Source organism: Pseudomonas azotoformans (genome assembly GCF_001579805.1).
GTDB classification, from domain to species: Bacteria; Pseudomonadota; Gammaproteobacteria; order Pseudomonadales; family Pseudomonadaceae; genus Aquipseudomonas; species Aquipseudomonas azotoformans_A.
Window position 1 is genome coordinate 1,502,226 of sequence record NZ_CP014546.1, and the last position, 23,210, is coordinate 1,525,435.

Genomic DNA, 23,210 nt, shown 5'->3' on the forward strand with positions numbered 1-23,210 from the left:
TCGAAAAGACGAGTGATTAACCGGCGAGTTGACCAACGAAAGGGTTCGCGAAGGTGAAGAACAGAGCGATACCAACACCGATCATGGTCACGGCGTCGAGCAGGCCGGCGACGATGAACATTTTAACTTGCAGCATTGGAACCATTTCTGGCTGACGCGCTGCGCCTTCCAGGAACTTGCCGCCCAGCAGGCCGAAACCAATGGCAGTACCCAGGGCGCCCAGGCCGATCAACAGTGCAACAGCGATAGCGGTTAGACCAACTACAGTTTCCATCTTTCCTCCCGACTTTTACGTCGTATGGTTTAGGTTTTTTAGATTTTAAAGCGGTAAAACAAATCGTTTCATAGCCCGGTAGGGCCTACCTTCCCGTTTGACCGGGAAGGACATCAGACTAGTCGAGACTGGTCTTAATGGTTCTCTTCGTGCGCCATCGACAGGTAGACGATGGTCAGCATCATGAAGATGAAGGCCTGCAGGGTGATGATCAGGATGTGGAACACAGCCCACGCCCACTGCAGAACAATGCCCAGGCCGCTAAGCCAGAGCAGGCCGCTGCCGAACATCACAGCGATCAGAATGAACACCAGCTCGCCGGCATACATGTTGCCGAACAGTCGCAGAGCCAGGGAAATCGGCTTGGCGATCAGCGTCACGAATTCCAGCAGGAAGTTCACCGGGATCAGCAGGGCTTGAACGAAGATGTTCTTGCTGCCGAACGGGTGCAGGGTCAGTTCGCCGATGAAGCCGCCGATGCCCTTGATCTTGATGCTGTAGAAAATGATCAACGCGAAGACCGACAGGGCCATGCCCAGGGTAGCGTTCGGGTCAGTGGTCGATACGGCACGGAATGGAATGTGCGGGTCGCCGCTGATCGCCATGGCCAGCTGAGGAATCCAGTCAACCGGGATCAGGTCGACGGCGTTCATCAGGAACACCCAGACGAAGATGGTCAGTGCCAGCGGTGCGATCACCGGGCTACGGCCATGGAAGCTGTCTTTCACGCTGCCATCGACGAATTCGACCAGTACTTCAACGAAGTTCTGCAAAGCACCTGGTTGACCGGAAGTCGCCTTCTTTGCCGCCATGCGGAAAATGAAGACGAAGATCAGACCCAATGCGACCGACCAGCCCAGAGTATCCAGGTGGAAAGCCCAGAAGCCCATTTCTTTGGCCTCTGCTGCGGAGTGGGCAAAGCCCCAGCCGCCATTAGGAAGCTGACCGAAGGTCAGGTTCTGCAAGTGGTGCTGGATATAGCCCGAAGCGGTTGTTTCTGCCATGGTTGCCTCAAACGCCCTAAGGTTTCGAAAGTCTTGTTTTCATTAGCAGGGGAGCGAACCAGCTGACCAGTTGGGTCAACACGAAGACGCCGAATACAGCCAGCGGCGCCAATGGCTTCACACCTGCAAAGGTCAGTGCAAACAGCACTGCCGTCAAAATCAGTTTCCCTGCCTCGCCGGCATAAAATGACCGGACGATAGCCTGGGCTGCTCGGGCGCCGGAAAACCGAAAGGCCCTGTGAGCAAAATACATATTGGGCAGCAAGGCTATCAGGCCTCCGCAGAGTCCTGAATATCCGGCAACGACTCCATGCCAATACCAAAGCGCCAATGCGGCGATCAGCAAAATGACAAATTGAGCCAATAAAACCGGAAAAACGGCCAAGCGATGGAACGGCAACGTGTTTGGCGTGCGGGTTTCCATCACTCTTGCTCCTCAATGGTCGGCTGCCGGAAATCAATAACTTGGCATAATTTGTGCCGACAAAATGCGCGCAGAGTATAGGGGCGGTTCTGCCCCTATTCAACTGTCGGGTAGTGATTTCCGATCACACGCTACATAAGCAAATGTTTCAGCGGATGTGGGCAAGGACGCCCTGGAGCTCATCGAGCGAGTTATAACCGATGACCAATTGCCCTTTGCCTTTCTTGCCGTGGCGAATTTGCACCGCAGAGCCCAGGCGCTCGGCCAGGCGCTGCTCGAGACGGGCGATATCCGGATCAGGTTTGGCCGTTTCGACCGGTGCAGGTTTGCCGCTGAGCCACTGGCGAACCAGCGCCTCGGTCTGGCGAACGGTGAGCCCCCGTGCGACAACGTGTCGCGCCCCTTCAACCTGTTGATTTTCCGGCAAACCGAGCAAAGCACGGGCGTGCCCCATCTCCAGGTCGCCGTGGGACAACATGGTCTTGATGACTTCCGGCAGCGCTATCAAACGCAGCAAGTTGGACACGGTCACGCGGGATTTACCCACCGCCTCGGCCACTTGTTGCTGGGTCAGCTGGAACTCCTGCTGCAAACGCTGCAGGGCGATCGCTTCCTCGATCGGGTTGAGGTCTTCGCGCTGGATGTTTTCGATCAACGCCATGGCGATGGCGGTTTCATCTGGTACGTCGCGCACCATCGCTGGGATGGTTTCCTTACCGGCCTGCTGGCTTGCGCGCCAGCGCCGCTCACCGGCGATGATTTCAAAGCGGCCGCCGCCAATCGGGCGAACCACAATCGGCTGCATCACGCCCTGGGCCTTGATCGAATTGGCCAGTTCCTCCAGCGCCTGGGGATCCATGTCCCGGCGTGGCTGGTATTTGCCGCGCTGGATCAAGTCCAGGGGCAGGTGTTGCAGCTCGCGCTCGTCGGCCTGCACCGCTTGTTCTTCAAGCGATGTGACGGTCGGACCACTCAACAGTGCATCCAGTCCACGTCCGAGACCTCGTTTCTTGACGGCCATGGGGATTCCTTAAGTTGGCTGGGCTGCAGCGGTGCGTGAGTTGCGGCGTTGACGGCGAACCATCTCGCCAGCCAGGGCCAGGTAGGCAATGGCGCCGCGCGAGGACTTGTCGTACGCCAGCGCGGGCATGCCGTAGCTTGGCGCTTCGGCCAGACGGATGTTGCGCGGGATCACGGTGTCGTAAAGCTGATCACCAAAGTGTTCCTTGAGCTGCGCCGACACATCGTTCATCAGGCTCAGGCGCGGATCGAACATGGTCCGCAGCAGGCCTTCGATCTGCAGGTTCGGATTGAGCAACTCGGCGATGCGCTTGATGTTATCCACAAGGTCGCTCAACCCTTCCAGTGCGTAGTACTCGCACTGCATGGGGATAATCACCCCATCGGCGGCCACCAACGCATTCAGCGTCAGCATCGACAGCGACGGTGGGCAGTCGATCAAAATGTAATCGTAATTCTCGCGGATCGGCGCCAAGGCGCTGCGCAGACGGCTTTCCTTCATCTGCATTTCCAGCAGCACCACTTCCGCCGCGGTCAAATCGCGGTTGGCCGGCAGCAGTTGATAACCACCGTGTTCGGAGTAGTGCATGGCCTGGGCCAGGTCACACTCGCCAATCAGCAAGTCGTAGACCGAGTTTTCCAGGCCGTGTTTATCCACACCGCTACCCATGGTGGCGTTGCCCTGTGGATCGAGATCGATCAACAGCACCCGGCGCTTGGTGGCGACCAGGGATGCTGCGAGGTTGATGCAGGTGGTGGTTTTGCCCACGCCACCTTTCTGGTTCGCTATCGCGAATACCTTAGCCATTCTTGCTTGTGTTCCCAATCATGCCGTGCGGCGCAGTATCAGCAGATGGCGTTGGCCTTGGCAACCGGGTACGGCCAAGGCGTGTTCGCTATCGAGGTGGAAGTCTGCCGGCAATGCTAACAGCTCATCGCTTGGATGGACGCCCTTCATTGCCAGCCAGCGCGTATCGCGGTCGCCGAGGTGGCGTGTCCAGTTGCTGAAGTTCTCCATGCTGCTGAAGGCCCTGGAAACAATTCCGTTGAAAGGCTGTTCAGGCGTGAAGGCTTCGACGCGACTGTGGATAACGTGCAGGTTATCCAGCTTGAGTTCGAGTTTGACCTGGGTCAGGAAGCGGGTTTTCTTGCCGTTGCTGTCCAGGCAGGTCACTTGGGACTCGGGAAACAGGATGGCCAACGGAATGCCAGGCATACCGCCGCCACTGCCCACGTCCAACCAGCGACCGTTTTCGATGAAGGGCATCACGCTCAAGCTGTCGAGCAAGTGACGGGACACCATTTCGTCGGGATCACGCACCGCGGTCAGGTTGTAAGCCTTGTTCCATTTGATCAACAACGCCAAATACCCCAACAGCAACTCATGCTGGGTTTCGGTCAGGTCGACGCCCAACTGGCGTGCACCTGTGGATAACTCTTCTGCGTGTTGCGAGGTGACCAACGAACTCAAGCGCTTTGCTCCAACTGACGGCCCGCGCCGCGTTTTTTCAAATGAATCATCAACAGCGAAATGGCTGCCGGAGTGACGCCGGGGATACGTGAAGCCTGGCCCAATGTCTCGGGGCGAGTTATCCCCAGCTTGCTTTGGATTTCTTTCGACAGCCCGGAAATCCCGGTGTAATCGATATCCGCAGGCAGCTTGGTGTCTTCACTGGCGCGCAGGCGAGCGATCTCGTCCTGTTGGCGGTCAATGTAACCGGCGTATTTGGTCTTGATTTCGACCTGCTCGGCGACCTGGGGATCTTCTGCGCCCTGGCCCGGTCACTTCGACCAGACCAGCGTAGTCGATTTCCGGACGCGACAGCAGGTTGAGCAAGTTGTATTCGTGGGTCAGCGGCGTGCCGAATTTTTCAGCGATCGCGTCGCCTTGTTCGGTGCCAGGGCGAACCCAGGTGCTTTTCAGACGCTGTTCTTCCAACGCAATGCTTTCGCGTTTTTTGCAGAAGGCTTCCCAACGCGCGTCATCGACCAAGCCCAGCTCACGACCTTTTTCGGTCAGACGCAGGTCAGCGTTGTCTTCGCGCAGGATCAAACGGTATTCCGCCCGGGAAGTGAACATCCGGTACGGTTCCTGGGTGCCCAGGGTGATCAGGTCATCGACCAGTACGCCGATATACGCTTCGTCGCGACGCGGGCACCAGCTGTCTTTGCCTTGTGCACGCAATGCTGCGTTGGTTCCGGCCAGCAAACCTTGGGCGCCGGCTTCTTCGTAACCGGTAGTGCCGTTGATTTGGCCGGCGAAGAACAGACCGCCAATCACTTTGGTTTCCAGGCTGTACTTCAGGTCGCGCGGGTCGAAGTAGTCGTATTCGATGGCGTAGCCCGGACGCACGATGTGTGCGTTTTCCATGCCACGGATCGATTGCACGATCTGGATTTGCACGTCGAACGGCAGGGAAGTGGAAATCCCGTTCGGGTACAGCTCATGGGTGGTCAAGCCTTCGGGCTCGATGAACACCTGGTGGCTTTCCTTATCGGCAAAGCGGTGGATCTTGTCTTCGATCGATGGGCAATAACGCGGGCCGATCCCTTCGATTACCCCGGAGTACATCGGCGAACGGTCGAGGTTCGCGGCAATGATTTCGTGGGTGCGGGCATTGGTGTGGGTGATCCAGCAGCTCACCTGTTTCGGGTGCTGCTCTTTGGAGCCCATGAACGACATGACCGGAATCGGCGTGTCGCCGGCCTGTTCGGTCATCACCGAGAAATCCACAGAACGCCCGTCGATACGCGGCGGAGTCCCGGTTTTCAGGCGGCCGACACGCAGCGGTAATTCACGCAGGCGTTTTGCCAGGGCAATCGACGGCGGATCACCGGCGCGACCGCCGGAATAGTTCTGCATACCGATGTGGATAAGTCCGCCGAGGAACGTCCCGGTGGTTAACACCACGGATTCTGCGAAGAAACGCAGGCCCATTTGCGTGACAACACCCCGTACCAGGTCTTGTTCGACGATCAGGTCATCCGCGGCTTGTTGAAATATCCACAGGTTCGGCTGGTTTTCCAGGGTTTCGCGCACGGCCGCCTTGTACAGGATACGGTCGGCTTGAGCCCGGGTAGCCCGTACGGCGGGGCCTTTGCGGCTGTTGAGCACGCGAAATTGAATACCACCCTTATCGGTAGCCATGGCCATCACGCCGCCAAGGGCATCGATTTCCTTGACCAGATGGCTTTTGCCGATCCCACCAATGGCAGGGTTGCAACTCATTGCTCCGAGGGTTTCCACGTTATGCGTCAACAACAGGGTTTTTACGCCCATGCGTGCTGACGCCAGTGCTGCCTCGGTACCGGCATGACCGCCGCCGATGACGATCACTTCAAAACGGGAAGGGAAATCCACCACGCACCTCGTGCCTGCTTATGTAGGTAATCAGGAATTGTCTGTTGAAAGGGTTTTGGAGCAATGGCTGCAAGTATAGGGACTTAGCCCTTCCTAAAGAACCCTTTGCACAAAATTTAACCAGCTGTGGATGAATCACAGACAATAGAAATTAAAAGAGAGAAATTTATTAAATCTTTGTTTTTATGTTTATTTCTATGTAGCTACCTTTCTGTGGATAGATCTCTACAGGCCTTTGTTTACGCTGTGTACAGCGATTCAAAAGTCTGTGGTCATGTGCCAATGAGGGGCTTGGATAAGTGCTTTAAGCCTGTGGATTAAACAGGGGCTTATCCACAGGCGGTTTTTTACTCAGGTTTCAGGCCCTGTTATCAACTGGGCACAGAGGCGGTTATTCACAGGGCTTAATCCACAGAAAAGTGCCTGCGCGACCAAATGACGCCCACGCAAAAGCCGCCACAACCAGTGGAGTCGTTCAAAAAATGGATTGAAATGCCCTGAAGTGGGCGAAATAGACAGGCGCGAATGGCCTGTCTATGGGCAACGAGGGGTTATTTACCGATACAGAAGCTGGAAAAAATCCGCCCCAGTAGATCGTCGGAGCTAAATGCGCCGGTGATTTCGCCCAACAGTTGCTGTGCCTGACGTAAATCCTCAGCCAGCAGCTCCCCTGCGCCCGCCAAGGTCAGCTGTGCCCGGCCGTGCTCCAACGCTGCGCTCGCATGGCGCAACGCCTCCAGATGCCTGCGGCGTGCGCTGAAGCTGCTTTCCGAGGTCTGCTCGTAGCCCATGCAGGCCTTGAGGTGCTCGCGTAGCAACTCCAGACCATCCCCTGCCGCTTTCGCGCTCAGGCTGATGGTGACATGGCCATCGGCGCTGGTTTCCATGGCAATGGCCTCACCGGTCAGGTCGGCCTTGTTACGGATCAAGGTGACTTTCGCCGGGTCCGGTCGTTGCTCAAGGAATTCCGGCCACAGTGCAAAAGGGTCCACGGCCTCAGGCGCGGTGGCATCGACCACCAACAGCACCCGATCCGCTTCACTGATGGCTTTGAGCGCTCGTTCTACGCCAATCTTTTCCACCTGGTCATCGGTATCGCGCAAGCCAGCGGTGTCGACCACGTGCAGGGGCATACCGTCGATGTGGATATGTTCACGCAGGATATCCCGCGTCGTGCCAGCGATCTCGGTAACAATCGCCGCTTCACGCCCCGCCAGGGCGTTGAGCAGGCTGGATTTGCCGGCATTGGGCCGACCGGCAATCACCACGGTCATGCCATCGCGCAACAAAGCGCCCTGCCCGGCTTCACGCAGTACTGTGGATAACTCATCGCGGACTTTATCCAGCATCGCCAAGACGTGGCCATCGGCGAGAAAATCGATTTCTTCCTCCGGGAAATCAATTGCCGCCTCGACGTAGATACGCAGGCTGATCAACTGCTCGGTCAGGTTATGCACACGCAGGGAAAACGCACCCTGCAGCGAGCGCAGTGCATTGCGTGCTGCCTGTGCAGAACTGGCTTCGATCAAGTCAGCGATGGCTTCGGCCTGGGCGAGGTCGAGTTTGTCGTTCAGGAAGGCGCGTTCACTGAACTCTCCTGGGCGAGCCAAGCGGCAGCCCAATTGCAGGCAACGCTGCAACAACATATCCAGCACAACCGGGCCGCCGTGACCCTGCAATTCCAAGACATCTTCGCCGGTGAATGAGTTTGGTCCAGGGAAGTAAATGGCCAGCCCCTCATCCAACACACTTTTGTCAGCATCGAGGAATGGCCCGTAATGGGCATATCGCGGCTTCAATTCGCGGCCGCTGATAGCCTCGGCCGCCTTGCCGGCGAGCGGTCCGGAGATACGAACGATACCGACACCGCCGCGACCTTGAGCGGTAGCGACAGCAGCGATGGTTTCACGAGGAGCGCTCATCAGCAGGTTCCAGAACTAAAGTGACGGAAAGCAAAACGCCCCACTAGGGGGCGTCTTGAGTGGTTATCCACAGAGTAAATTACGTAGAGGCTTTTGCGGTAGCCGCTTCGATTTTACGTGTGATGTACCACTGTTGAGAGATCGACAACACGTTGTTGACCACCCAGTACAGCACCAGACCAGCAGGGAACCACAGGAAGAAGAAGGTGAAGATGATTGGCATCATTTTCATTACCTTGGCCTGCATCGGATCCGGCGGAGTCGGGTTCAAACGCTGCTGGATGAACATGGTCGCGCCCATGATGATCGGCAGGATAAAGAACGGGTCTTTGATCGACAGGTCAGTTATCCACAGCATGAACGGTGCCTGGCGCATTTCCACGCTTTCCAGGAGTACCCAGTACAGCGACAGGAATACCGGCATCTGTACCAGAATCGGCAAGCAACCACCCAGCGGGTTGATCTTCTCTTTCTTGTACAGCTCCATCATGGCCTGCGACATTTTCTGCCGGTCATCGCCATGTTGTTCTTTCAGCGCCGCCAGTTTCGGTGCTACGGCACGCATGCGCGCCATCGACTTGTAGCTGGCTGCCGACAGAGGGAAGAAGATCCCCTTGATCAGCATGGTCAGGAAGATGATCGAGAAGCCCCAGTTACCCACAATGCTGTGGATATGTTGCAGCAACCAGAAAATCGGCTGGGCGATGAACCACAGGAAGCCGTAATCCACAGTCAGTTCCAGACCTGGGGACAACTCTTTCAGCACAGCCTGGCTTTTTGGGCCGGCATACAGGGTAGCGCTGGTTTCAGCCTTGGCACCTGGTGCGACGGTCAACGCCGGGCCAGTGAAGCCAATGATGTAGTTGCCTTGGCTGTCCTTGCGGGTTTGAACCAGGTTCGCGTCACCTTTGCTCGGGATCCAGGCGGTCACAAAGTAGTGTTGCAGCCAAGCTACCCAGCCACCTTGGACGGTTTCTTTCAGCGAGCCCTTGTCGATATCTTTCATCGACACTTTTTTGTACGGCTCGTTACTTGTCCACAAGGCGGCGCCCAGGTAAGTCGCGGTGCCGGTGGCAGTGCTGGAAGAAGGATCGGAACTGGCGTCACGCTTGAGCTGGGCAAACAGGTTGCCGCTCCATGGTTTGTCGCTTTCGTTGTCGATCAGGTAAGTGACCTTCAAGTCGTACAGACCACGGGTAAAGCTGAAACGCTTGATGTAGTTGACGCCGTCGAGGCTGAATTTCAGGTCAACGTTCAACTGGTTCTGGCCATCAGCCAGTTGATAAGTCTTCTGTTCGGTCGAATAAACCGGACGACCGGTAGCACGTGCATCCGGACCGTTGGTGCCGGTCAGGCCACTTTGCGCCAGATAAGTACGTTCACCACCGTTATCGAACAGTTGGAACGGAACATCCGGATGGTCTTGGCGACGTGGATACAGCGGCAGTTTCAACTGCGCGATATCACCACCTTGTGGGTCGATAGCCAGGTCGAGCACATCCGTTTTAACGTGGATGAGGTCTTTATTGGTGACCACTGGCGTTTCTAAAGGGGCGCTTGTCTCGCCATTCGCGCTGGGAACATCGGCACTCGCGGACGCATTGTTACCCAGCGGGGTGTCCGGAATAGCCGGCGCAGCCTGATTGGTAGCAACATTCTGAGTCGGCAGGGCAGCTTGGCCGTAGTCCTGGTTCCACTGAAGAACCATGACGTAGGACACGATTGCCAGGGCGACGATCAGGATCGTGCGTTTAATATCCATGATTACTCGGCCATCGAAGAAGAACGGGAGGTAGGGATAGGTGGAACCGGGTCATAACCACCGGGATTCCACGGATGACAGCGACCTAAACGACGAAAGGTCAGCCAGCCACCGCGCAGAAGACCATGATTTTCTATGGCCTCTAACGCGTAGCAGGAACAACTGGGGTAGAAACGACAGTGGCTGGCCATCAGAGGACTAATGGCATAGCGATAAAACTGGATCGGAACGAGGGCCAGTTTACGCATCGGTACTGTCTACCCCTACAGTTTCGGTGTTGGCTACTGGAGCTGGTTTGTTGGTACGCGCCAGACGTTTCCAGAGCTTGCCGAAATGCTGAATCAATTCGGGGTTTTCTACATCACCCAAGCCTTTGCGCGCGACGATAACAATATCCCAACCAACCAGAGTGTCCTGGTGGAGGCGAAACGATTCGCGCATCAGACGCTTGAGGCGATTGCGCTCAACGGAGAGCTTTACGCTCTTCTTGCCGATCACCAACCCGAGACGGGGGTGATCAAGATCGTTGTTACGCGCAAGGAGCAGGAGATTTTTCCCCGGAACCTTGCCGGTGGGGGAGTCAAAGACTGCCTTGAAATGCCGGGGGGTTAGCAGACGCTTTTCCCGACTGAAGTCCTGACTCACCACCAGTACCGGATTATCAAACTGCCAGACGCGCACGACCTTTGGCGCGGCGACGCGACAGGACAGCACGGCCGTTCTTGGTGGCCATGCGAGCACGGAAGCCGTGAGTACGGGCGCGTTTGATGGTGCTTGGTTGGAAAGTACGTTTCATGGCGTTGTTACCTGGTTCGTCCACAACGGGCCGGAATGGCCCCCGTTTTAAGAGACCGGCGATTCTAGAGAAAGCAAGCCTCTAGGTCAATTTCCAACCAGCTTTTCCTTTAATTAGATCTCTGCCGCTCATTTACCGTTTTCTGTCCGCTCGGCTTTCTCAGGTCAGGGCATAGATATAAAAATAAAGAAGGAAGTTATTTAAAGCTTTTCTGTAAAGCTTATAAAAGCTAGGCAGCCAATCATCTGTGGATAACTGCCTTTAGGCCATATACCACGTGATGTACAGGGAATGACAACACGGGGGAGAAACGGTGCTCTGCCTGTGCTGCGCTGTCGGATAAGCTGTGGGTGGAATGGGTTGTTATCCACAGGCCAGTTACCCACAGACTTCCGCCCCCACTTGTACAACGACCTCAAGGGCGCTTATCCACAGAGCTTATGCACAGACCATTGGTCGCATTTATCACCGTTAACACGTTGATTTTGGCTGGCCTCTGATCAACCTACATGTGGATAAGTGGGCGGCTCGCCGCTACAATGGCGGCTGTTTTTGCCTCACCGGCTTTCAACTTAGGGGATATCCGTGTCAGTGGAACTTTGGCAGCAGTGCGTGGAGCTTTTGCGCGAAGAGCTGCCTGCCCAGCAATTCAACACCTGGATCCGTCCGCTACAGGTCGAAGCCGAAGGCGACGAGTTGCGTGTCTACGCGCCCAATCGTTTTGTTCTCGACTGGGTCAACGAGAAGTACCTGAGCCGCGTTCTCGAATTGCTCGATGAACATGGCAACGGCCTCGCGCCTGTTCTCTCCTTATTAATAGGCAGCAAACGGAGCTCGGCGCCTCGCGCTGCGCCGAATGCGCCATTGGCCGCGGCTGCGTCGCAAGCCCAGGCGGCGGCAGCACCTGCTGTCAGCGCGCCGACGCCTGCACCAGCGCCCTCCAAATCCTCTGCGCAGAAAAATGCAGCAGAGAATGAAGAGCCGTCCCGCGACAGCTTTGACCCGATGGCAGGTGCTGCCTCCCAACAGGCCCCGGTCCGCGCCGAACAGCGCACTGTGCAGGTCGAAGGCGCGCTCAAGCACACCAGCTACCTGAACCGCACCTTTACCTTCGAGAACTTCGTCGAAGGTAAATCCAACCAACTGGCTCGCGCAGCCGCCTGGCAGGTTGCTGACAACCCCAAGCACGGTTACAACCCGCTCTTCCTTTATGGCGGTGTTGGCTTGGGTAAGACCCACTTGATGCACGCTGTGGGTAACCACCTATTAAAGAAGAACCCGAATGCCAAGGTCGTGTACCTGCACTCGGAGCGCTTCGTGGCCGATATGGTCAAGGCCTTGCAGCTCAATGCCATCAACGAGTTCAAGCGGTTCTACCGCTCGGTTGATGCGTTGCTGATCGATGACATTCAATTCTTTGCCCGCAAAGAACGCTCCCAGGAAGAGTTCTTCCACACCTTCAACGCCCTGCTTGAAGGTGGCCAACAGGTCATCTTGACCAGTGACCGTTACCCGAAAGAAATCGAAGGCCTGGAAGAACGTCTGAAATCTCGCTTCGGTTGGGGTCTGACCGTTGCGGTAGAGCCGCCGGAGCTGGAAACCCGCGTCGCGATCCTGATGAAAAAGGCCGACCAGGCCAAAGTCGACCTGCCCCACGATGCGGCTTTCTTCATCGCTCAACGCATCCGCTCCAACGTGCGAGAGTTGGAAGGCGCGCTCAAGCGGGTCATCGCGCACTCTCACTTTATGGGCCGCGACATCACCATCGAGCTGATTCGTGAATCCCTGAAGGACTTGTTGGCACTGCAGGACAAATTGGTGAGTGTGGATAACATCCAGCGCACCGTGGCCGAGTACTACAAGATCAAGATTTCCGACCTGCTGTCCAAGCGCCGCTCGCGCTCGGTGGCACGCCCCCGTCAGGTGGCCATGGCGCTCTCCAAGGAGCTGACCAACCACAGCCTGCCGGAAATCGGTGATGTGTTTGGCGGACGCGACCACACCACGGTCTTGCATGCGTGCCGCAAGATCAATGAACTTAAGGAATCCGACGCGGATATTCGCGAGGACTACAAGAACCTGCTGCGTACACTGACCACTTGATGACACCAGCGCAGCTTATTAAGGCAAGGGACTAGACCATGCATTTCACCATTCAACGCGAAGCCCTGTTGAAACCCCTGCAACTGGTCGCAGGCGTCGTCGAGCGCCGACAGACCTTGCCGGTGCTTTCCAACGTATTGCTGGTAGTCGAAGGCCAGCAATTGTCCTTGACCGGTACTGACCTGGAAGTCGAGCTGGTCGGTCGTGTGCAGCTGGAAGAGCCCGCTGAACCCGGCGAGATCACCGTCCCGGCGCGCAAGCTGATGGACATCTGCAAGAGCCTGCCGAACGACGCGCTGATCGACATCAAGGTTGATGATGCGAAGTTGGTGGTCAAGGCCGGTCGCAGCCGCTTCACCTTGTCCACTTTGCCGGCGAATGATTTCCCGACCGTTGAAGAAGGCCCTGGTTCGCTGACCTGCAGCCTGGAGCAGAGCAAACTGCGTCGTTTGATTGAGCGCACCAGCTTCGCCATGGCTCAGCAGGACGTGCGTTACTACCTCAACGGCATGCTTCTGGAAGTGTCGGAAGGCATCATCCGCGCTGTGGCCACCGACGGTCACCGTCTGGCCATGTGCTCGATGCGCGCTGATATCGGTCAGCCAGATCGTCACCAAGTCATTGTGCCGCGCAAAGGTATCCTTGAATTGGCGCGTCTGCTCACCGAGCCGGAAGGCAACGTCAGCATCGTGTTGGGTCAACACCATATTCGTGCGACCACCGGTGAGTTCACCTTCACCTCCAAGCTGGTTGACGGTAAGTTCCCGGATTACGAGCGCGTGCTGCCTAAAGGTGGCGACAAGCTGGTACTGGGTGATCGTCAGGCCCTGCGTGAGGCGTTCAGCCGTACCGCGATTCTGTCCAACGAGAAGTACCGTGGCATCCGTCTGCAACTGGCCAATGGTCAGCTGAAAATCCAGGCGAACAACCCGGAGCAGGAAGAGGCGGAAGAAGAAGTGGGCGTCGACTACAACGGCGGCTCCCTGGAAATCGGCTTCAACGTGAGCTACCTGTTGGATGTACTGGGTGTGATGACTACCGAGCAGGTTCGCCTGATTCTGTCTGACTCCAACAGCAGCGCCCTGGTACAGGAATCCGATAACGACGACTCGGCGTATGTTGTCATGCCGATGCGTCTGTAATCATGCTCAGCAGAAGCTAGATGTCCCTCAGTCGCGTCTCGGTCACCGCGGTGCGCAATCTGCACCCGGTGACCTTCTCCCCCTCCCCCCGCATCAATATCCTCCACGGCGCCAACGGCAGTGGCAAAACCAGTGTGCTGGAAGCCATTCATCTGCTGGGGCTCGCCCGATCCTTTCGCAGCGCTCGCTTGTTACCGGTGATTCAGTACGAGCAATTGGCGTGCACCGTGTTTGGTCAAGTCGAACTCGCTGAAGGTGGGCACAGCAGCCTGGGGATATCCCGTGATCGCGGCGGAGAGTTCCAGATTCGCATTGACGGGCAAAATGCGCGCAGTGCCGCGCAGTTGGCAGAGATTCTGCCGCTGCAATTGATCAACCCCGACAGTTTCCGTCTGCTGGAAGGTGCGCCAAAAATCCGCAGGCAGTTCCTCGATTGGGGAGTGTTCCACGTGGAACCGCGTTTCATGGCCACTTGGCAGCGCCTGCAGAAGGCCCTGCGGCAGCGGAACTCATGGCTGCGGCATGGTACACTTGACGCCGCTTCGCAAGCGGCCTGGGACCGGGAACTGTGCCTGGCCAGCGACGAAATTGATGAATACCGCCGTGCCTATATCAAAGCCTTGAAACCAGTCTTTGAGCAGACCTTGAGTGAGTTGTTGGATCTCGAGGGGCTGACGCTGAGTTACTACCGTGGTTGGGATAAAGAACGTGAGCTGAGTGCAGTGCTCGCGACATCCTTGCAGCGGGATCAGCAAATTGGCCATACCCAGGCCGGACCCCAACGGGCTGATTTGCGTCTTAGATTAGGCGCTCACAACGCCGCGGACATCTTGTCCCGTGGTCAGCAGAAGTTGGTGGTGTGCGCGCTGCGTATCGCCCAGGGGCATCTGGTTAGCCAGGCCCGACGCGGACAGTGTATTTATCTGGTGGATGACTTGCCGTCGGAACTCGACGAGCAACACCGCCGCGCGCTATGCCGCTTGTTGGAAGAATTACGCTGCCAGGTGTTTATCACCTGTGTAGACCACGAATTATTGAGGGAAGGCTGGCAGACGGAAACGCCAGTCGCTTTGTTCCACGTGGAACAAGGCCGTATCACCCAGACCCACGACCATCGGGAGTGAAGGCATGAGCGAAGAAAACACGTACGACTCGACCAGCATTAAAGTGCTTAAAGGTTTGGATGCCGTACGCAAACGTCCCGGTATGTACATTGGCGACACTGATGACGGTAGCGGTCTGCACCACATGGTGTTCGAGGTGGTCGACAACTCCATCGACGAAGCTCTGGCCGGTCACTGCGACGACATCAGCATCATCATCCACCCGGATGAGTCGATTACCGTGCGCGACAACGGTCGCGGCATTCCGGTAGACGTGCATAAAGAAGAAGGCGTTTCGGCGGCAGAGGTCATCATGACCGTGCTCCACGCCGGCGGTAAGTTCGATGACAACTCCTATAAAGTTTCCGGCGGTTTGCACGGTGTGGGCGTTTCGGTAGTGAACGCACTGTCCGAAGAGCTGATCCTGACCGTGCGCCGTAGCGGCAAGATCTGGGAACAGACCTACATCCACGGTGTTCCAAAAGAGCCGATGAAAATCGTCGGTGACAGCGAAACCACCGGTACACAGATCCACTTCAAGCCATCGGCTGAAACCTTCAAGAATATCCACTTCAGCTGGGACATCCTGGCCAAGCGGATTCGCGAACTGTCCTTCCTCAACTCCGGTGTCGGTATCGTCCTCAAGGACGAGCGCAGCGGCAAGGAAGAGCTGTTCAAGTACGAAGGCGGCCTGCGTGCGTTCGTTGAATACCTGAACACCAACAAGACTGCGGTCAACCAGGTGTTCCACTTCAACATCCAGCGTGAAGACGGCATCGGCGTGGAAATCGCCCTGCAGTGGAACGACAGCTTCAACGAGAACCTGTTGTGCTTTACCAACAACATTCCTCAGCGCGACGGTGGTACTCACCTGGTGGGGTTCCGTTCCGCACTGACGCGTAACTTGAACACCTACATCGAAGCCGAAGGCTTGGCCAAGAAGCACAAAGTTGCCACCACCGGTGACGATGCGCGTGAAGGCCTGACCGCTATTATCTCGGTGAAAGTGCCGGATCCGAAGTTCAGCTCCCAGACGAAAGACAAGCTGGTGTCTTCCGAGGTGAAGACCGCCGTGGAACAGGAGATGGGCAAGTACTTCTCCGACTTCCTGCTGGAGAACCCGAACGAAGCCAAGCTGGTCGTCGGCAAGATGATCGACGCTGCCCGTGCCCGTGAAGCCGCGCGTAAAGCCCGCGAGATGACTCGCCGTAAAGGCGCGCTGGATATCGCCGGCTTGCCAGGCAAACTGGCGGACTGCCAGGAGAAGGACCCTGCCCTCTCCGAACTGTACCTGGTGGAAGGTGACTCTGCTGGCGGTTCCGCCAAGCAGGGTCGTAACCGTCGCACCCAGGCCATCCTGCCGTTGAAGGGTAAGATCCTCAACGTCGAGAAGGCCCGTTTCGACAAGATGATTTCCTCCCAGGAAGTCGGCACCTTGATCACGGCGTTGGGCTGCGGTATTGGCCGTGACGAATACAACATCGACAAGCTGCGCTACCACAACATCATCATCATGACCGATGCTGACGTCGACGGTTCGCACATCCGTACCCTGCTGCTGACCTTCTTCTTCCGTCAGTTGCCGGAGCTGATCGAGCGTGGCTACATCTACATCGCTCAGCCGCCGTTGTACAAAGTGAAAAAGGGCAAGCAAGAGCAATACATCAAAGACGACGACGCCATGGAAGAGTACATGACGCAGTCGGCCCTTGAAGATGCCAGCTTGCACTTGAATGACGAAGCACCGGGCATTTCCGGTGAGTCGCTGGAACGTCTGGTAAACGACTTCCGCATGGTGATGAAGACCCTCAAGCGTCTGTCGCGCCTGTACCCTCAGGAGTTGACCGAGCACTTCATCTACCTGCCGGCCGTCAGCCTGGAACAGTTGGGTGATCATGCAGCGATGCAGGATTGGCTGGCTCAGTACGAAGTGCGCCTGCGTACTGTCGAGAAGTCTGGCCTGGTGTACAAAGCCAGCCTGCGTGAAGACCGTGAACGTAACGTGTGGTTGCCAGAGGTCGAACTGATCTCCCACGGCCTGTCGAACTACGTCACCTTCAACCGCGATTTCTTCGGCAGCAATGACTACAAGACCGTGGTTACCTTGGGCGCTCAATTGAGCACCCTGTTGGACGACGGCGCTTATATTCAGCGTGGCGAACGCAAGAAGCAGGTCAAGGAATTCAAGGAAGCCCTCGACTGGCTGATGGCGGAAAGCACCAAGCGCCACACCATCCAGCGATACAAAGGTCTGGGTGAAATGAACCCGGATCAGCTGTGGGAAACCACCATGGACCCAGCCCAGCGTCGTATGCTGCGCGTGACCATCGAAGACGCCATTGGCGCGGACCAGATCTTCAACACCCTGATGGGTGATGCGGTTGAGCCTCGTCGTGACTTCATCGAAAGCAATGCCCTGGCGGTTTCCAACCTGGACTTCTGATCCCGGTAAGCCTGCCAAACTAAAAAGGCCAACGCTTAGCGTTGGCCTTTTTTATTGGGTGAAAATCAGCGAATTTGAAAATGCTCCACGTGGAACATCAGCGTAATCAGCCTTGAGAAGCTGCCGCCACACTCTCCAATCGATACCCATACCCATAGATCGTCAGCAACTGCCAACCCCGATCCGCCGTCAGCCCCAGCTTGTTTCGTAACCGGTAGATATGCGTATCCAGCGGCCGTGACGACACCATTTCTTCATGGGTCCAGAACCGCTCGTAGAGGTACTCGCGAGACAGTGGTCGGGCCAAGTTAGCGAACAGACAGCTGGCCAGACGGTACTCACGTTCCGTGAGGTTGATCGGTTTGCCCGCGCGGGTAACCGTCAACTCAGCGTCATCAAAGGTCAGGTCATTGAAGCTCTGCACTTCATGGGTGGCAGACTTCTGCAGGCCATGCCGACGCAGAACCGCCGTGACCCGTGCTTTCAATTCATTAGGACGGAAAGGTTTGCTGACGTAATCATCGGCGCCACTGTTGAGCGCGGTGACGATGTCGCTCTCGGCATCACGGCTGGTGAGCATGATGACGGCAGGTGGCGACTCCATGTGTTCGCGGGTCCAGCGCAGCAACGCGATGCCGGTGATGTCCGGCAATTGCCAGTCGAGTATCAGCAGGTCGAAGGTTTCCCGGCGCAGTTGGCGTAACAGGTCTTCACCGCGTTCGAAGCAATGCAGGGACCAAGGCTGTTCGGCGGTGCTGGGGATTTGTCGCAGTGTCTGTTCCACCCGGCGCAGTTCGGCGGGTTCGTCATCCAGTATTGCGACACGCATGGGTGGGTCCTTTCATTTGAAGAGTGCGACAGCCGTCGGCCGGTTTTTGAATCTGAAGAATTGTGCGCAGATTCATCGACCCCTCGGATCTCTCTATACGCTGGGATCAATGAGCGGTTAACCCATTGAAAGTCCTCGATACCAATGTGGGAAAGATACCGGCTCCTGACCCTAAGGAAAAGGATCAGCCGACGCATGCGCTGCCGTAAACTCCTGTGCGCTGATGTCTGTTGCCCTCTGGAACCCTGACTTGTATGAGCGCCATGTTTCTTTCTCTTAATTGCCTGCGCTGCGCCCTTCCCTCTTTGTTGATCATGATGGTGGGCTCGGCGGGCGCTGCTACAAAGGTTCGTGCGCCATACATCGACGATGACTTCCTGTGCCGGGTCCAGCCTCTGCCTGCCGTAGTCCAGCATCTCACCGGCGAAGCCTGGAAGCTCGATACCCGGGGCAAGATGATTCCCCTGCTCGAAGGCATGTCTATTGATGAACAGGAAGGTGTGAAGACCTCGGCGTCGGCGTTCGTCAGCCTGTTGCTGGGTGATGGATCCCGCGTGGTGTTGCCCTCTGATTCCCAGGTGCGGCTCCACTTGGAGAAGAAGCTGTCGATTCCCCGAGTGGTACTCGAACAAGGCCAGGCCGAGGCGTATGTGATCAAGCGTGCCAGCGATCATGATCGCTTCCAGATCGTGACGCCTGTAGGGGTGCTGGGGGTGCGAGGTACGCACTTTCGGGTGCGCAATGACGCTGAGCGATCGCTGTTGGAGGTGTTGGACGGTCAAGTCGCCGCCAACCGGGATCGGACAGGCGAGATCAAAGTGGCTGCACGCCAAGGCCTGCTCTTCAAGAAACAGGGCGACCTCAATCCTGTAGAACTGCTGGCCGCACCGAAGCTGATCGGCCAAGACGGCCAGAAAGGCGACGCGCCGGTCTGGAGCTTATACCTTCGGCCATTGCCCGGCGCCCAGCGCTACCGTGCACAGGTCGCCACTGACAAAACCTTTATGAACATCAAGCAGGAAAACTTTTCCAGCACGCCGAAAATGAGCTTCACTGGGCTCAAAGCCTCGTTCTATCACGTGCGCTTGTCGGCTTACGACGAAAACGGCCTGGAGGGAGAAACCGGGGTCTATGACATCTTCTACTACCCGCCCACTGCCCAGGTACGTTGACCAATGATGCTCTGGGGCAAGGCCGAGAAACGTCAACCCACCCATGCCCAGCGCCTGTTCCACGGCCTGGTGCGTGAATGGTTGTGGATAGGTTTGCTGCTGCTGCCCATCACCGCCTATCTGTCGCTGAGCCCGGGCCTGGCCTTGAACAATCCGTTATACGACAGCCTGCGTCGCCTCACACCACTACCTGTCCATCCCCGCATCCTGCTGGTGACGATCGATGATTCCAGCCTTAAGAAGCTAGGCCGATGGCCTTGGCCACGCAGCCTGCACGCCGACTTGATCGACCGCCTGAGCGCCGCGCAACCGTCGGCCATTCTGTTCGATGTGATCTTCAGTGAGCCCGGCGACCCCGCCAATGACAAACGCCTGGCTGAGTCGGTCTGCAACGCTGGCAATGTCTTGCTACCCCTGGTGCGTGAAGGTGCTGCGAACTACAGCCAACCGGACACGCAGATGATGCCGCTGCTCAAATGCGCCAAAGGGGTTGGCCACATCAATGTGGAAGCGGACAGCGATGGTGTGGTCCGCAGCCTCTACCTGCGTGAAGGCCCGCCCGATGCCACGGCACCGCAATTGGCCTGGCTGGCCTATGAGATGAGTGGCGGGTTGTCTGACATGCCGGGCGAGCCTCTGCAATCGCTCACTCAGCACTGGCATCGGGAGCACGCTATCCGTATCCCGTTCATTGCCCCTCATACGCATTTTCCCAGCGTGTCCTACGCGAGCGTATTGCGCGGTGAAGTGGCTCCCGAGCAACTGCGTGGTCGCCTGATCCTGGTGGGGTCGACAGCCTCCGGGATGGGCGATCGTTTCGTCACACCTGTGTCTTCGACGGTGGGCACCACGGCAGGTGTGGAGATCCAGGCCAACCTGCTCAATGGCTTGCTGCAAGGCCGCAGCATCGTTGATCTGCCAGGCTGGCTTGCGGCCTTGATGGCGACCTCATTGGTGGCATTGTTATTGGGCCTGCTGCTCTATCGTCCGCGCTATGCGTTGTGGATGACCCTGGGCTGCATGGGCGCCGCGTTACTCGGTTCCCTGGCCCTGTTGCGCCTAGGGCATTGGTGGTCGCCTGCGGCCTGTCTGATTGGTTTGCTGCTCAGCTACCTGATCTGGAACTGGCGCCGCCTCAGTGTGATCCTCGCCTATTTCGGCTGGGAACTGGCACGCCTGGACAACGAACCCAAAGTCCTGCCCGAACGCCGCCGTGCACCTGCCAGCAAAGGCGATGTGTTGCAGGCACGTATCTTTGCCCTGGAACAGGCCGTAAGCCGCACACGCGACACACGGCGCTTTATGGCCGATGGCCTGGAGTGCCTGCCGGTGGCAACCCTGATTACCGATCCCAAGGGCAATATCCTGCTGGCCAACCGCATCTCTCGGCAAGTGTTCGGCAATGATCTGGTCAACGAAAACCTGTTGGAGCAACTGGCGGACTTGGGCTACCCACCGCTGCACAATGGCGTGCGCCCTGCCCTGTCGGCGCTGGAGCTTGTGGAGTTCCGGGACATCCACCAACGCAGCCTGCGCATGGAGCTTGCGCCCTTGCTGCCGGCTGAAGGCGATGTCGCCCTTGGTTGGCTGCTGAGCCTGACGGATCTGAGCAAGGAGCGCGAAGCCCAGCAACACCGCGAGACCATGTTGCGGTTCCTCTCTCACGACCTGCGCGCACCCCATTCAGCGATCCTTGCACTGCTGGATGTGCATAACGGCGAGTCCCCAGTCTTTGCCCAGATTGAACAACAAGTTCGCCGTGCCTTGGGCCTCACTGAATCCTTCGTGCAACTGGCGAAAGCCGAGGCTGACGGTTACCAGTTCCAGCCGACGCTGTTCGCCATGTTGGTCATGGATGCATTTGACCAAGTGGCGCTAATCGCCCAGCTCAAGGGGATTCATCTGGTTCACGACTTGGACGAGGCCGATGAAGGCATGGTGTCGGCTGACCAATCATTGCTAACCCGCGCGTTGTTCAACGTGCTGGAGAACGCCATCAAGTATTCGCCTTCCGGGACGACCGTGAGGTTGAGGCACAGCAGCGCAGAAGGCTGGTTGGAGTGCCGTATCAGCGACCAGGGTCCAGGGATTGCCGCACAGGACCTGCCGGAGCTGTTCAGCCAATACCGCCGCTTCGATTCGTCCCAAGGCAGCGAAGGCCTGGGGTTGGGACTGACCATGGTCAAGGCTGTGGTAGAGCGTCACGGGGGGCGTATTAGTTGCGAAAGCGTGGTGGGCAAAGGCACCACATTCAGCCTTCAACTGCCGCTGCTGGAAGACTGAAAAACGTACTTTTCTGCTGTGCATAAAAAACCGGTCACAAGGACCGGTTTTTTATGCGGAAAAAACTTATGCACCTTTTCCGTGATTTTATGAGCTTGAGAAATATGTAAGTAAAACAGTCTCTTAAAAGACAAAAAAGGCGATTCGCCAACAAACCGTACACAGGTTATCCACAGATGATCAGATGACCGGCGTGTCGACTACAACCGGCTCTGGTGGCAGCGACCCCATGGCCCGTTGCTGCGCTTCATTCCACGCCTGGGCGCGGTCATTCAGCGCGGCGATGGCACGAGGTCCTTCACCTTCGGCGTACATCGGTTCGCCGATCACCACAGTGATGGTGCCTGCGCGTTTAGCCCAGCCGGTCTTTGGCCAGAACTTGCCGGCGTTATGCGCAATCGGCAGCACCGGCAGATGTGCATTGACCGCCAAAGCCGTGCCGCCGCGTGAGAACTTGCCTACCGTGCCGTAGGGCACACGTGTGCCTTCGGGGAAGATCAGCACCCAAACACCGTCCTTGAGCAGCTCATCGCCTTTCTTGGCCACATGCTTGAGCGCGGCCTTGGGGTTGTCACGGTCGATGGCGATCGGGCGCAGCATCGCCATGGCCCAGCCAAAGAACGGTACGTACAACAGCTCGCGCTTGAGTACCTGGCTCAGCGGCGAGAAGTACGCCGACAGGAAGAACGTCTCCCAGGTGCTCTGGTGGTTCGACAGAATCACGCAGGGCTGGTCCGGGACGTTTTCCGCGCCCTTGACCTCGAAGCGGATGTTCAGGAACACCTTGGACAGCCACAACGCGCAGCGGCACCAATAGACGTTGATAAAGCGATAGCGCGCCTTGAATGGCAAAAAGGGCGCAATAAAAAAGCTCAGGGTGCACCAGAGGAACGAACTGGTGCCCAGCAGCAGGTAAAAGAAAAAGGTTCTGATGGCCTGCAAAATCGACATGGCGGCATTTACCGTTGCGGGACGCGGCCCGCCTGCTAAAAGCGCACTCCCGAGCAATCCTTGTTCAGGAAGTCGAGGGTGGCTAGTTGTTGATAAGTTCTGCGGCAACGGCCGCCAGATCGTCAAAAATCAAGGTGCCTACCGGCAGGTTTTTCGCCTGGGTCTTTTCGCCTTTTCCGGTCTTAACCAAAACTGGCTGAGAGTCGACGGCTTTGGCCGCCTCCAGGTCACCGAGGCTGTCCCCGACGAACCATATCCCAGCTAACGGCACCTTGTAATGTTCTGCAATGGTTTTCAACATGCCAGGCTTGGGTTTGCGGCAATCGCAGCCCTCATCCGGCCCGTGGGGGCAGTACACCACCAACCCCACCTCACCGCCCTGCTCGGCCACTAACGTGCGCAAGCGCGCGTGCATGGCGTCCAGGGTGGCGATGTCGTAGTAACCACGGGCGATGCCGGACTGGTTGGTGGCGATGGCCACCGTCCAGCCGGCTTTGCTCAACTGCGCGATGGCCTCGATCGAGCCGGGCAGTGGAATCCATTCCGCCACCGACTTGATGTAAGCGTCGGAGTCGACATTGATCACCCCGTCCCGATCGAGAATCAGCAGTTTCAACATGG

General features: G+C 57.3%; 20 protein-coding genes and 1 pseudogene. 6 read left to right on the forward strand and 15 right to left on the reverse strand.

From position 1 onward, the window contains the following. Positions 1–16: 16 nt before the first annotated feature. From atpE to rpmH, 12 genes and pseudogenes are all read right to left on the reverse strand, one after another. Entirely contained in the window at positions 17–274 is a 258-nt protein-coding gene (gene atpE, locus AYR47_RS07020) for a F0F1 ATP synthase subunit C (RefSeq protein ID WP_002555987.1), read from the reverse strand. 134 nt (positions 275–408) lie between these two features. Continuing rightward, entirely contained in the window at positions 409–1,278 is an 870-nt protein-coding gene (gene atpB / locus AYR47_RS07025; protein ID WP_016978714.1) for a F0F1 ATP synthase subunit A, read from the reverse strand. 16 nt (positions 1,279–1,294) lie between these two features. Continuing rightward, positions 1,295–1,702, reverse strand: coding sequence for a F0F1 ATP synthase subunit I (locus AYR47_RS07030; protein ID WP_010565865.1), 408 nt, complete (start codon positions 1,700–1,702; stop codon positions 1,295–1,297). A gap of 148 nt (positions 1,703–1,850) precedes the next feature. Beyond that, on the reverse strand, positions 1,851–2,723 hold the full coding sequence (locus AYR47_RS07035; protein ID WP_016970690.1) for a ParB/RepB/Spo0J family partition protein: 873 nt from the start codon (positions 2,721–2,723) through the stop codon (positions 1,851–1,853). A 9-nt stretch (positions 2,724–2,732) separates the two neighbouring features. Then, positions 2,733–3,530, reverse strand: a complete 798-nt coding sequence (locus AYR47_RS07040; RefSeq protein ID WP_016978715.1) for a ParA family protein — start codon at positions 3,528–3,530, stop codon at positions 2,733–2,735. An 18-nt stretch (positions 3,531–3,548) separates the two neighbouring features. Beyond that, positions 3,549–4,193, reverse strand: coding sequence for a 16S rRNA (guanine(527)-N(7))-methyltransferase RsmG (rsmG, locus tag AYR47_RS07045; protein ID WP_033900490.1), 645 nt, complete (start codon positions 4,191–4,193; stop codon positions 3,549–3,551). Continuing rightward, positions 4,190–6,083, reverse strand: a pseudogene (gene mnmG / locus AYR47_RS07050) (tRNA uridine-5-carboxymethylaminomethyl(34) synthesis enzyme MnmG). The gene rsmG and the pseudogene mnmG overlap by 4 nt, the downstream one beginning before the upstream one ends. Before the next feature lie 551 nt (positions 6,084–6,634). Continuing rightward, complete coding sequence (mnmE, locus tag AYR47_RS07055) at positions 6,635–8,005, reverse strand: tRNA uridine-5-carboxymethylaminomethyl(34) synthesis GTPase MnmE (RefSeq protein WP_033900487.1); 1,371 nt, start codon at positions 8,003–8,005, stop codon at positions 6,635–6,637. Between the two features lie 79 nt (positions 8,006–8,084). Further along, positions 8,085–9,767 carry a membrane protein insertase YidC gene (gene yidC, locus AYR47_RS07060; protein WP_061434703.1) on the reverse strand — a complete coding sequence of 561 codons (1,683 nt, stop codon included), beginning with the start codon at positions 9,765–9,767 and terminating at the stop codon, positions 8,085–8,087. Between the two features lie 2 nt (positions 9,768–9,769). Beyond that, positions 9,770–10,015 (reverse strand): membrane protein insertion efficiency factor YidD, encoded by a 246-nt coding sequence (yidD, locus tag AYR47_RS31880; RefSeq protein WP_010207715.1) that lies wholly within the window; start codon positions 10,013–10,015, stop codon positions 9,770–9,772. After that, entirely contained in the window at positions 10,008–10,412 is a 405-nt protein-coding gene (rnpA, locus tag AYR47_RS31885) for a ribonuclease P protein component (RefSeq protein ID WP_016978720.1), read from the reverse strand. The genes yidD and rnpA overlap by 8 nt, the downstream gene beginning before the upstream one ends. A 16-nt stretch (positions 10,413–10,428) precedes the next feature. Beyond that, entirely contained in the window at positions 10,429–10,563 is a 135-nt protein-coding gene (rpmH, locus tag AYR47_RS07070; RefSeq protein WP_003213577.1) for a 50S ribosomal protein L34, read from the reverse strand. Positions 10,564–11,148: 585 nt separating this feature from the next. Here rpmH and dnaA point away from each other — a divergent pair. The 4 genes from dnaA to gyrB are packed head-to-tail and all read left to right on the forward strand — an operon-like array spanning position 11,149 to position 17,354. Beyond that, a complete protein-coding gene (gene dnaA, locus AYR47_RS07075; RefSeq protein WP_061434704.1) occupies positions 11,149–12,666 on the forward strand; it encodes a chromosomal replication initiator protein DnaA in 1,518 nt (505 codons plus the stop codon). 38 nt (positions 12,667–12,704) lie between these two features. After that, positions 12,705–13,808 (forward strand): DNA polymerase III subunit beta, encoded by a 1,104-nt coding sequence (gene dnaN / locus AYR47_RS07080; RefSeq protein ID WP_016970682.1) that lies wholly within the window; start codon positions 12,705–12,707, stop codon positions 13,806–13,808. A 20-nt stretch (positions 13,809–13,828) separates the two neighbouring features. Continuing rightward, the gene (gene recF / locus AYR47_RS07085) at positions 13,829–14,932 is read left to right on the forward strand and encodes a DNA replication/repair protein RecF (protein ID WP_012721452.1); all 1,104 of its coding nucleotides are present in this window, start codon (positions 13,829–13,831) and stop codon (positions 14,930–14,932) included. A gap of 4 nt (positions 14,933–14,936) precedes the next feature. Then, positions 14,937–17,354, forward strand: coding sequence for a DNA topoisomerase (ATP-hydrolyzing) subunit B (gyrB, locus tag AYR47_RS07090; RefSeq protein ID WP_016978723.1), 2,418 nt, complete (start codon positions 14,937–14,939; stop codon positions 17,352–17,354). Positions 17,355–17,460: 106 nt separating this feature from the next. Here gyrB and AYR47_RS07095 read toward each other — a convergent pair whose 3' ends face one another. Continuing rightward, a complete protein-coding gene (locus AYR47_RS07095) occupies positions 17,461–18,183 on the reverse strand; it encodes a response regulator transcription factor (protein WP_038847382.1) in 723 nt (240 codons plus the stop codon). Between the two features lie 254 nt (positions 18,184–18,437). Between AYR47_RS07095 and AYR47_RS07100 the strand changes: the two genes are divergently transcribed. Beyond that, entirely contained in the window at positions 18,438–19,355 is a 918-nt protein-coding gene (locus AYR47_RS07100; protein ID WP_420492053.1) for a FecR family protein, read from the forward strand. 3 nt (positions 19,356–19,358) lie between these two features. Continuing rightward, a complete protein-coding gene (locus AYR47_RS07105; RefSeq protein ID WP_061434706.1) occupies positions 19,359–21,638 on the forward strand; it encodes a CHASE2 domain-containing protein in 2,280 nt (759 codons plus the stop codon). A gap of 180 nt (positions 21,639–21,818) precedes the next feature. On the opposite strand, the gene AYR47_RS07110 is transcribed toward AYR47_RS07105, so the two are convergent. Together AYR47_RS07110 and gmhB are read right to left on the reverse strand one after the other, a co-directional pair. Further along, entirely contained in the window at positions 21,819–22,589 is a 771-nt protein-coding gene (locus AYR47_RS07110) for a lysophospholipid acyltransferase family protein (protein WP_033900474.1), read from the reverse strand. An 82-nt stretch (positions 22,590–22,671) separates the two neighbouring features. Further along, the gene (gene gmhB / locus AYR47_RS07115; RefSeq protein ID WP_161630242.1) at positions 22,672–23,208 is read right to left on the reverse strand and encodes a D-glycero-beta-D-manno-heptose 1,7-bisphosphate 7-phosphatase; all 537 of its coding nucleotides are present in this window, start codon (positions 23,206–23,208) and stop codon (positions 22,672–22,674) included. Positions 23,209–23,210 lie beyond the last annotated feature (2 nt).

Bases quoted from the DNA above. Each gene is read 5' to 3' on its own strand.
- atpE (WP_002555987.1), bottom strand. From the start codon at position 274: ATGGAAACTGTAGTTGGTCTAACCGCTATCGCTGTTGCACTGTTGATC.
- atpB (WP_016978714.1), bottom strand. From the start codon at position 1,278: ATGGCAGAAACAACCGCTTCGGGCTATATCCAGCACCACTTGCAGAAC.
- AYR47_RS07030 (WP_010565865.1), bottom strand. From the start codon at position 1,702: ATGGAAACCCGCACGCCAAACACGTTGCCGTTCCATCGCTTGGCCGTT.
- AYR47_RS07035 (WP_016970690.1), bottom strand. From the start codon at position 2,723: ATGGCCGTCAAGAAACGAGGTCTCGGACGTGGACTGGATGCACTGTTG.
- AYR47_RS07040 (WP_016978715.1), bottom strand. From the start codon at position 3,530: ATGGCTAAGGTATTCGCGATAGCGAACCAGAAAGGTGGCGTGGGCAAA.
- mnmE (WP_033900487.1), bottom strand. From the start codon at position 8,005: ATGAGCGCTCCTCGTGAAACCATCGCTGCTGTCGCTACCGCTCAAGGT.
- yidC (WP_061434703.1), bottom strand. From the start codon at position 9,767: ATGGATATTAAACGCACGATCCTGATCGTCGCCCTGGCAATCGTGTCC.
- yidD (WP_010207715.1), bottom strand. From the start codon at position 10,015: ATGCGTAAACTGGCCCTCGTTCCGATCCAGTTTTATCGCTATGCCATT.
- rpmH (WP_003213577.1), bottom strand. From the start codon at position 10,563: ATGAAACGTACTTTCCAACCAAGCACCATCAAACGCGCCCGTACTCAC.
- dnaN (WP_016970682.1), top strand. From the start codon at position 12,705: ATGCATTTCACCATTCAACGCGAAGCCCTGTTGAAACCCCTGCAACTG.
- recF (WP_012721452.1), top strand. From the start codon at position 13,829: ATGTCCCTCAGTCGCGTCTCGGTCACCGCGGTGCGCAATCTGCACCCG.
- gyrB (WP_016978723.1), top strand. From the start codon at position 14,937: ATGAGCGAAGAAAACACGTACGACTCGACCAGCATTAAAGTGCTTAAA.
- AYR47_RS07095 (WP_038847382.1), bottom strand. From the start codon at position 18,183: ATGCGTGTCGCAATACTGGATGACGAACCCGCCGAACTGCGCCGGGTG.
- AYR47_RS07100 (WP_420492053.1), top strand. From the start codon at position 18,438: ATGAGCGCCATGTTTCTTTCTCTTAATTGCCTGCGCTGCGCCCTTCCC.
- AYR47_RS07105 (WP_061434706.1), top strand. From the start codon at position 19,359: ATGATGCTCTGGGGCAAGGCCGAGAAACGTCAACCCACCCATGCCCAG.
- AYR47_RS07110 (WP_033900474.1), bottom strand. From the start codon at position 22,589: ATGTCGATTTTGCAGGCCATCAGAACCTTTTTCTTTTACCTGCTGCTG.
- gmhB (WP_161630242.1), bottom strand. From the start codon at position 23,208: ATGTTGAAACTGCTGATTCTCGATCGGGACGGGGTGATCAATGTCGAC.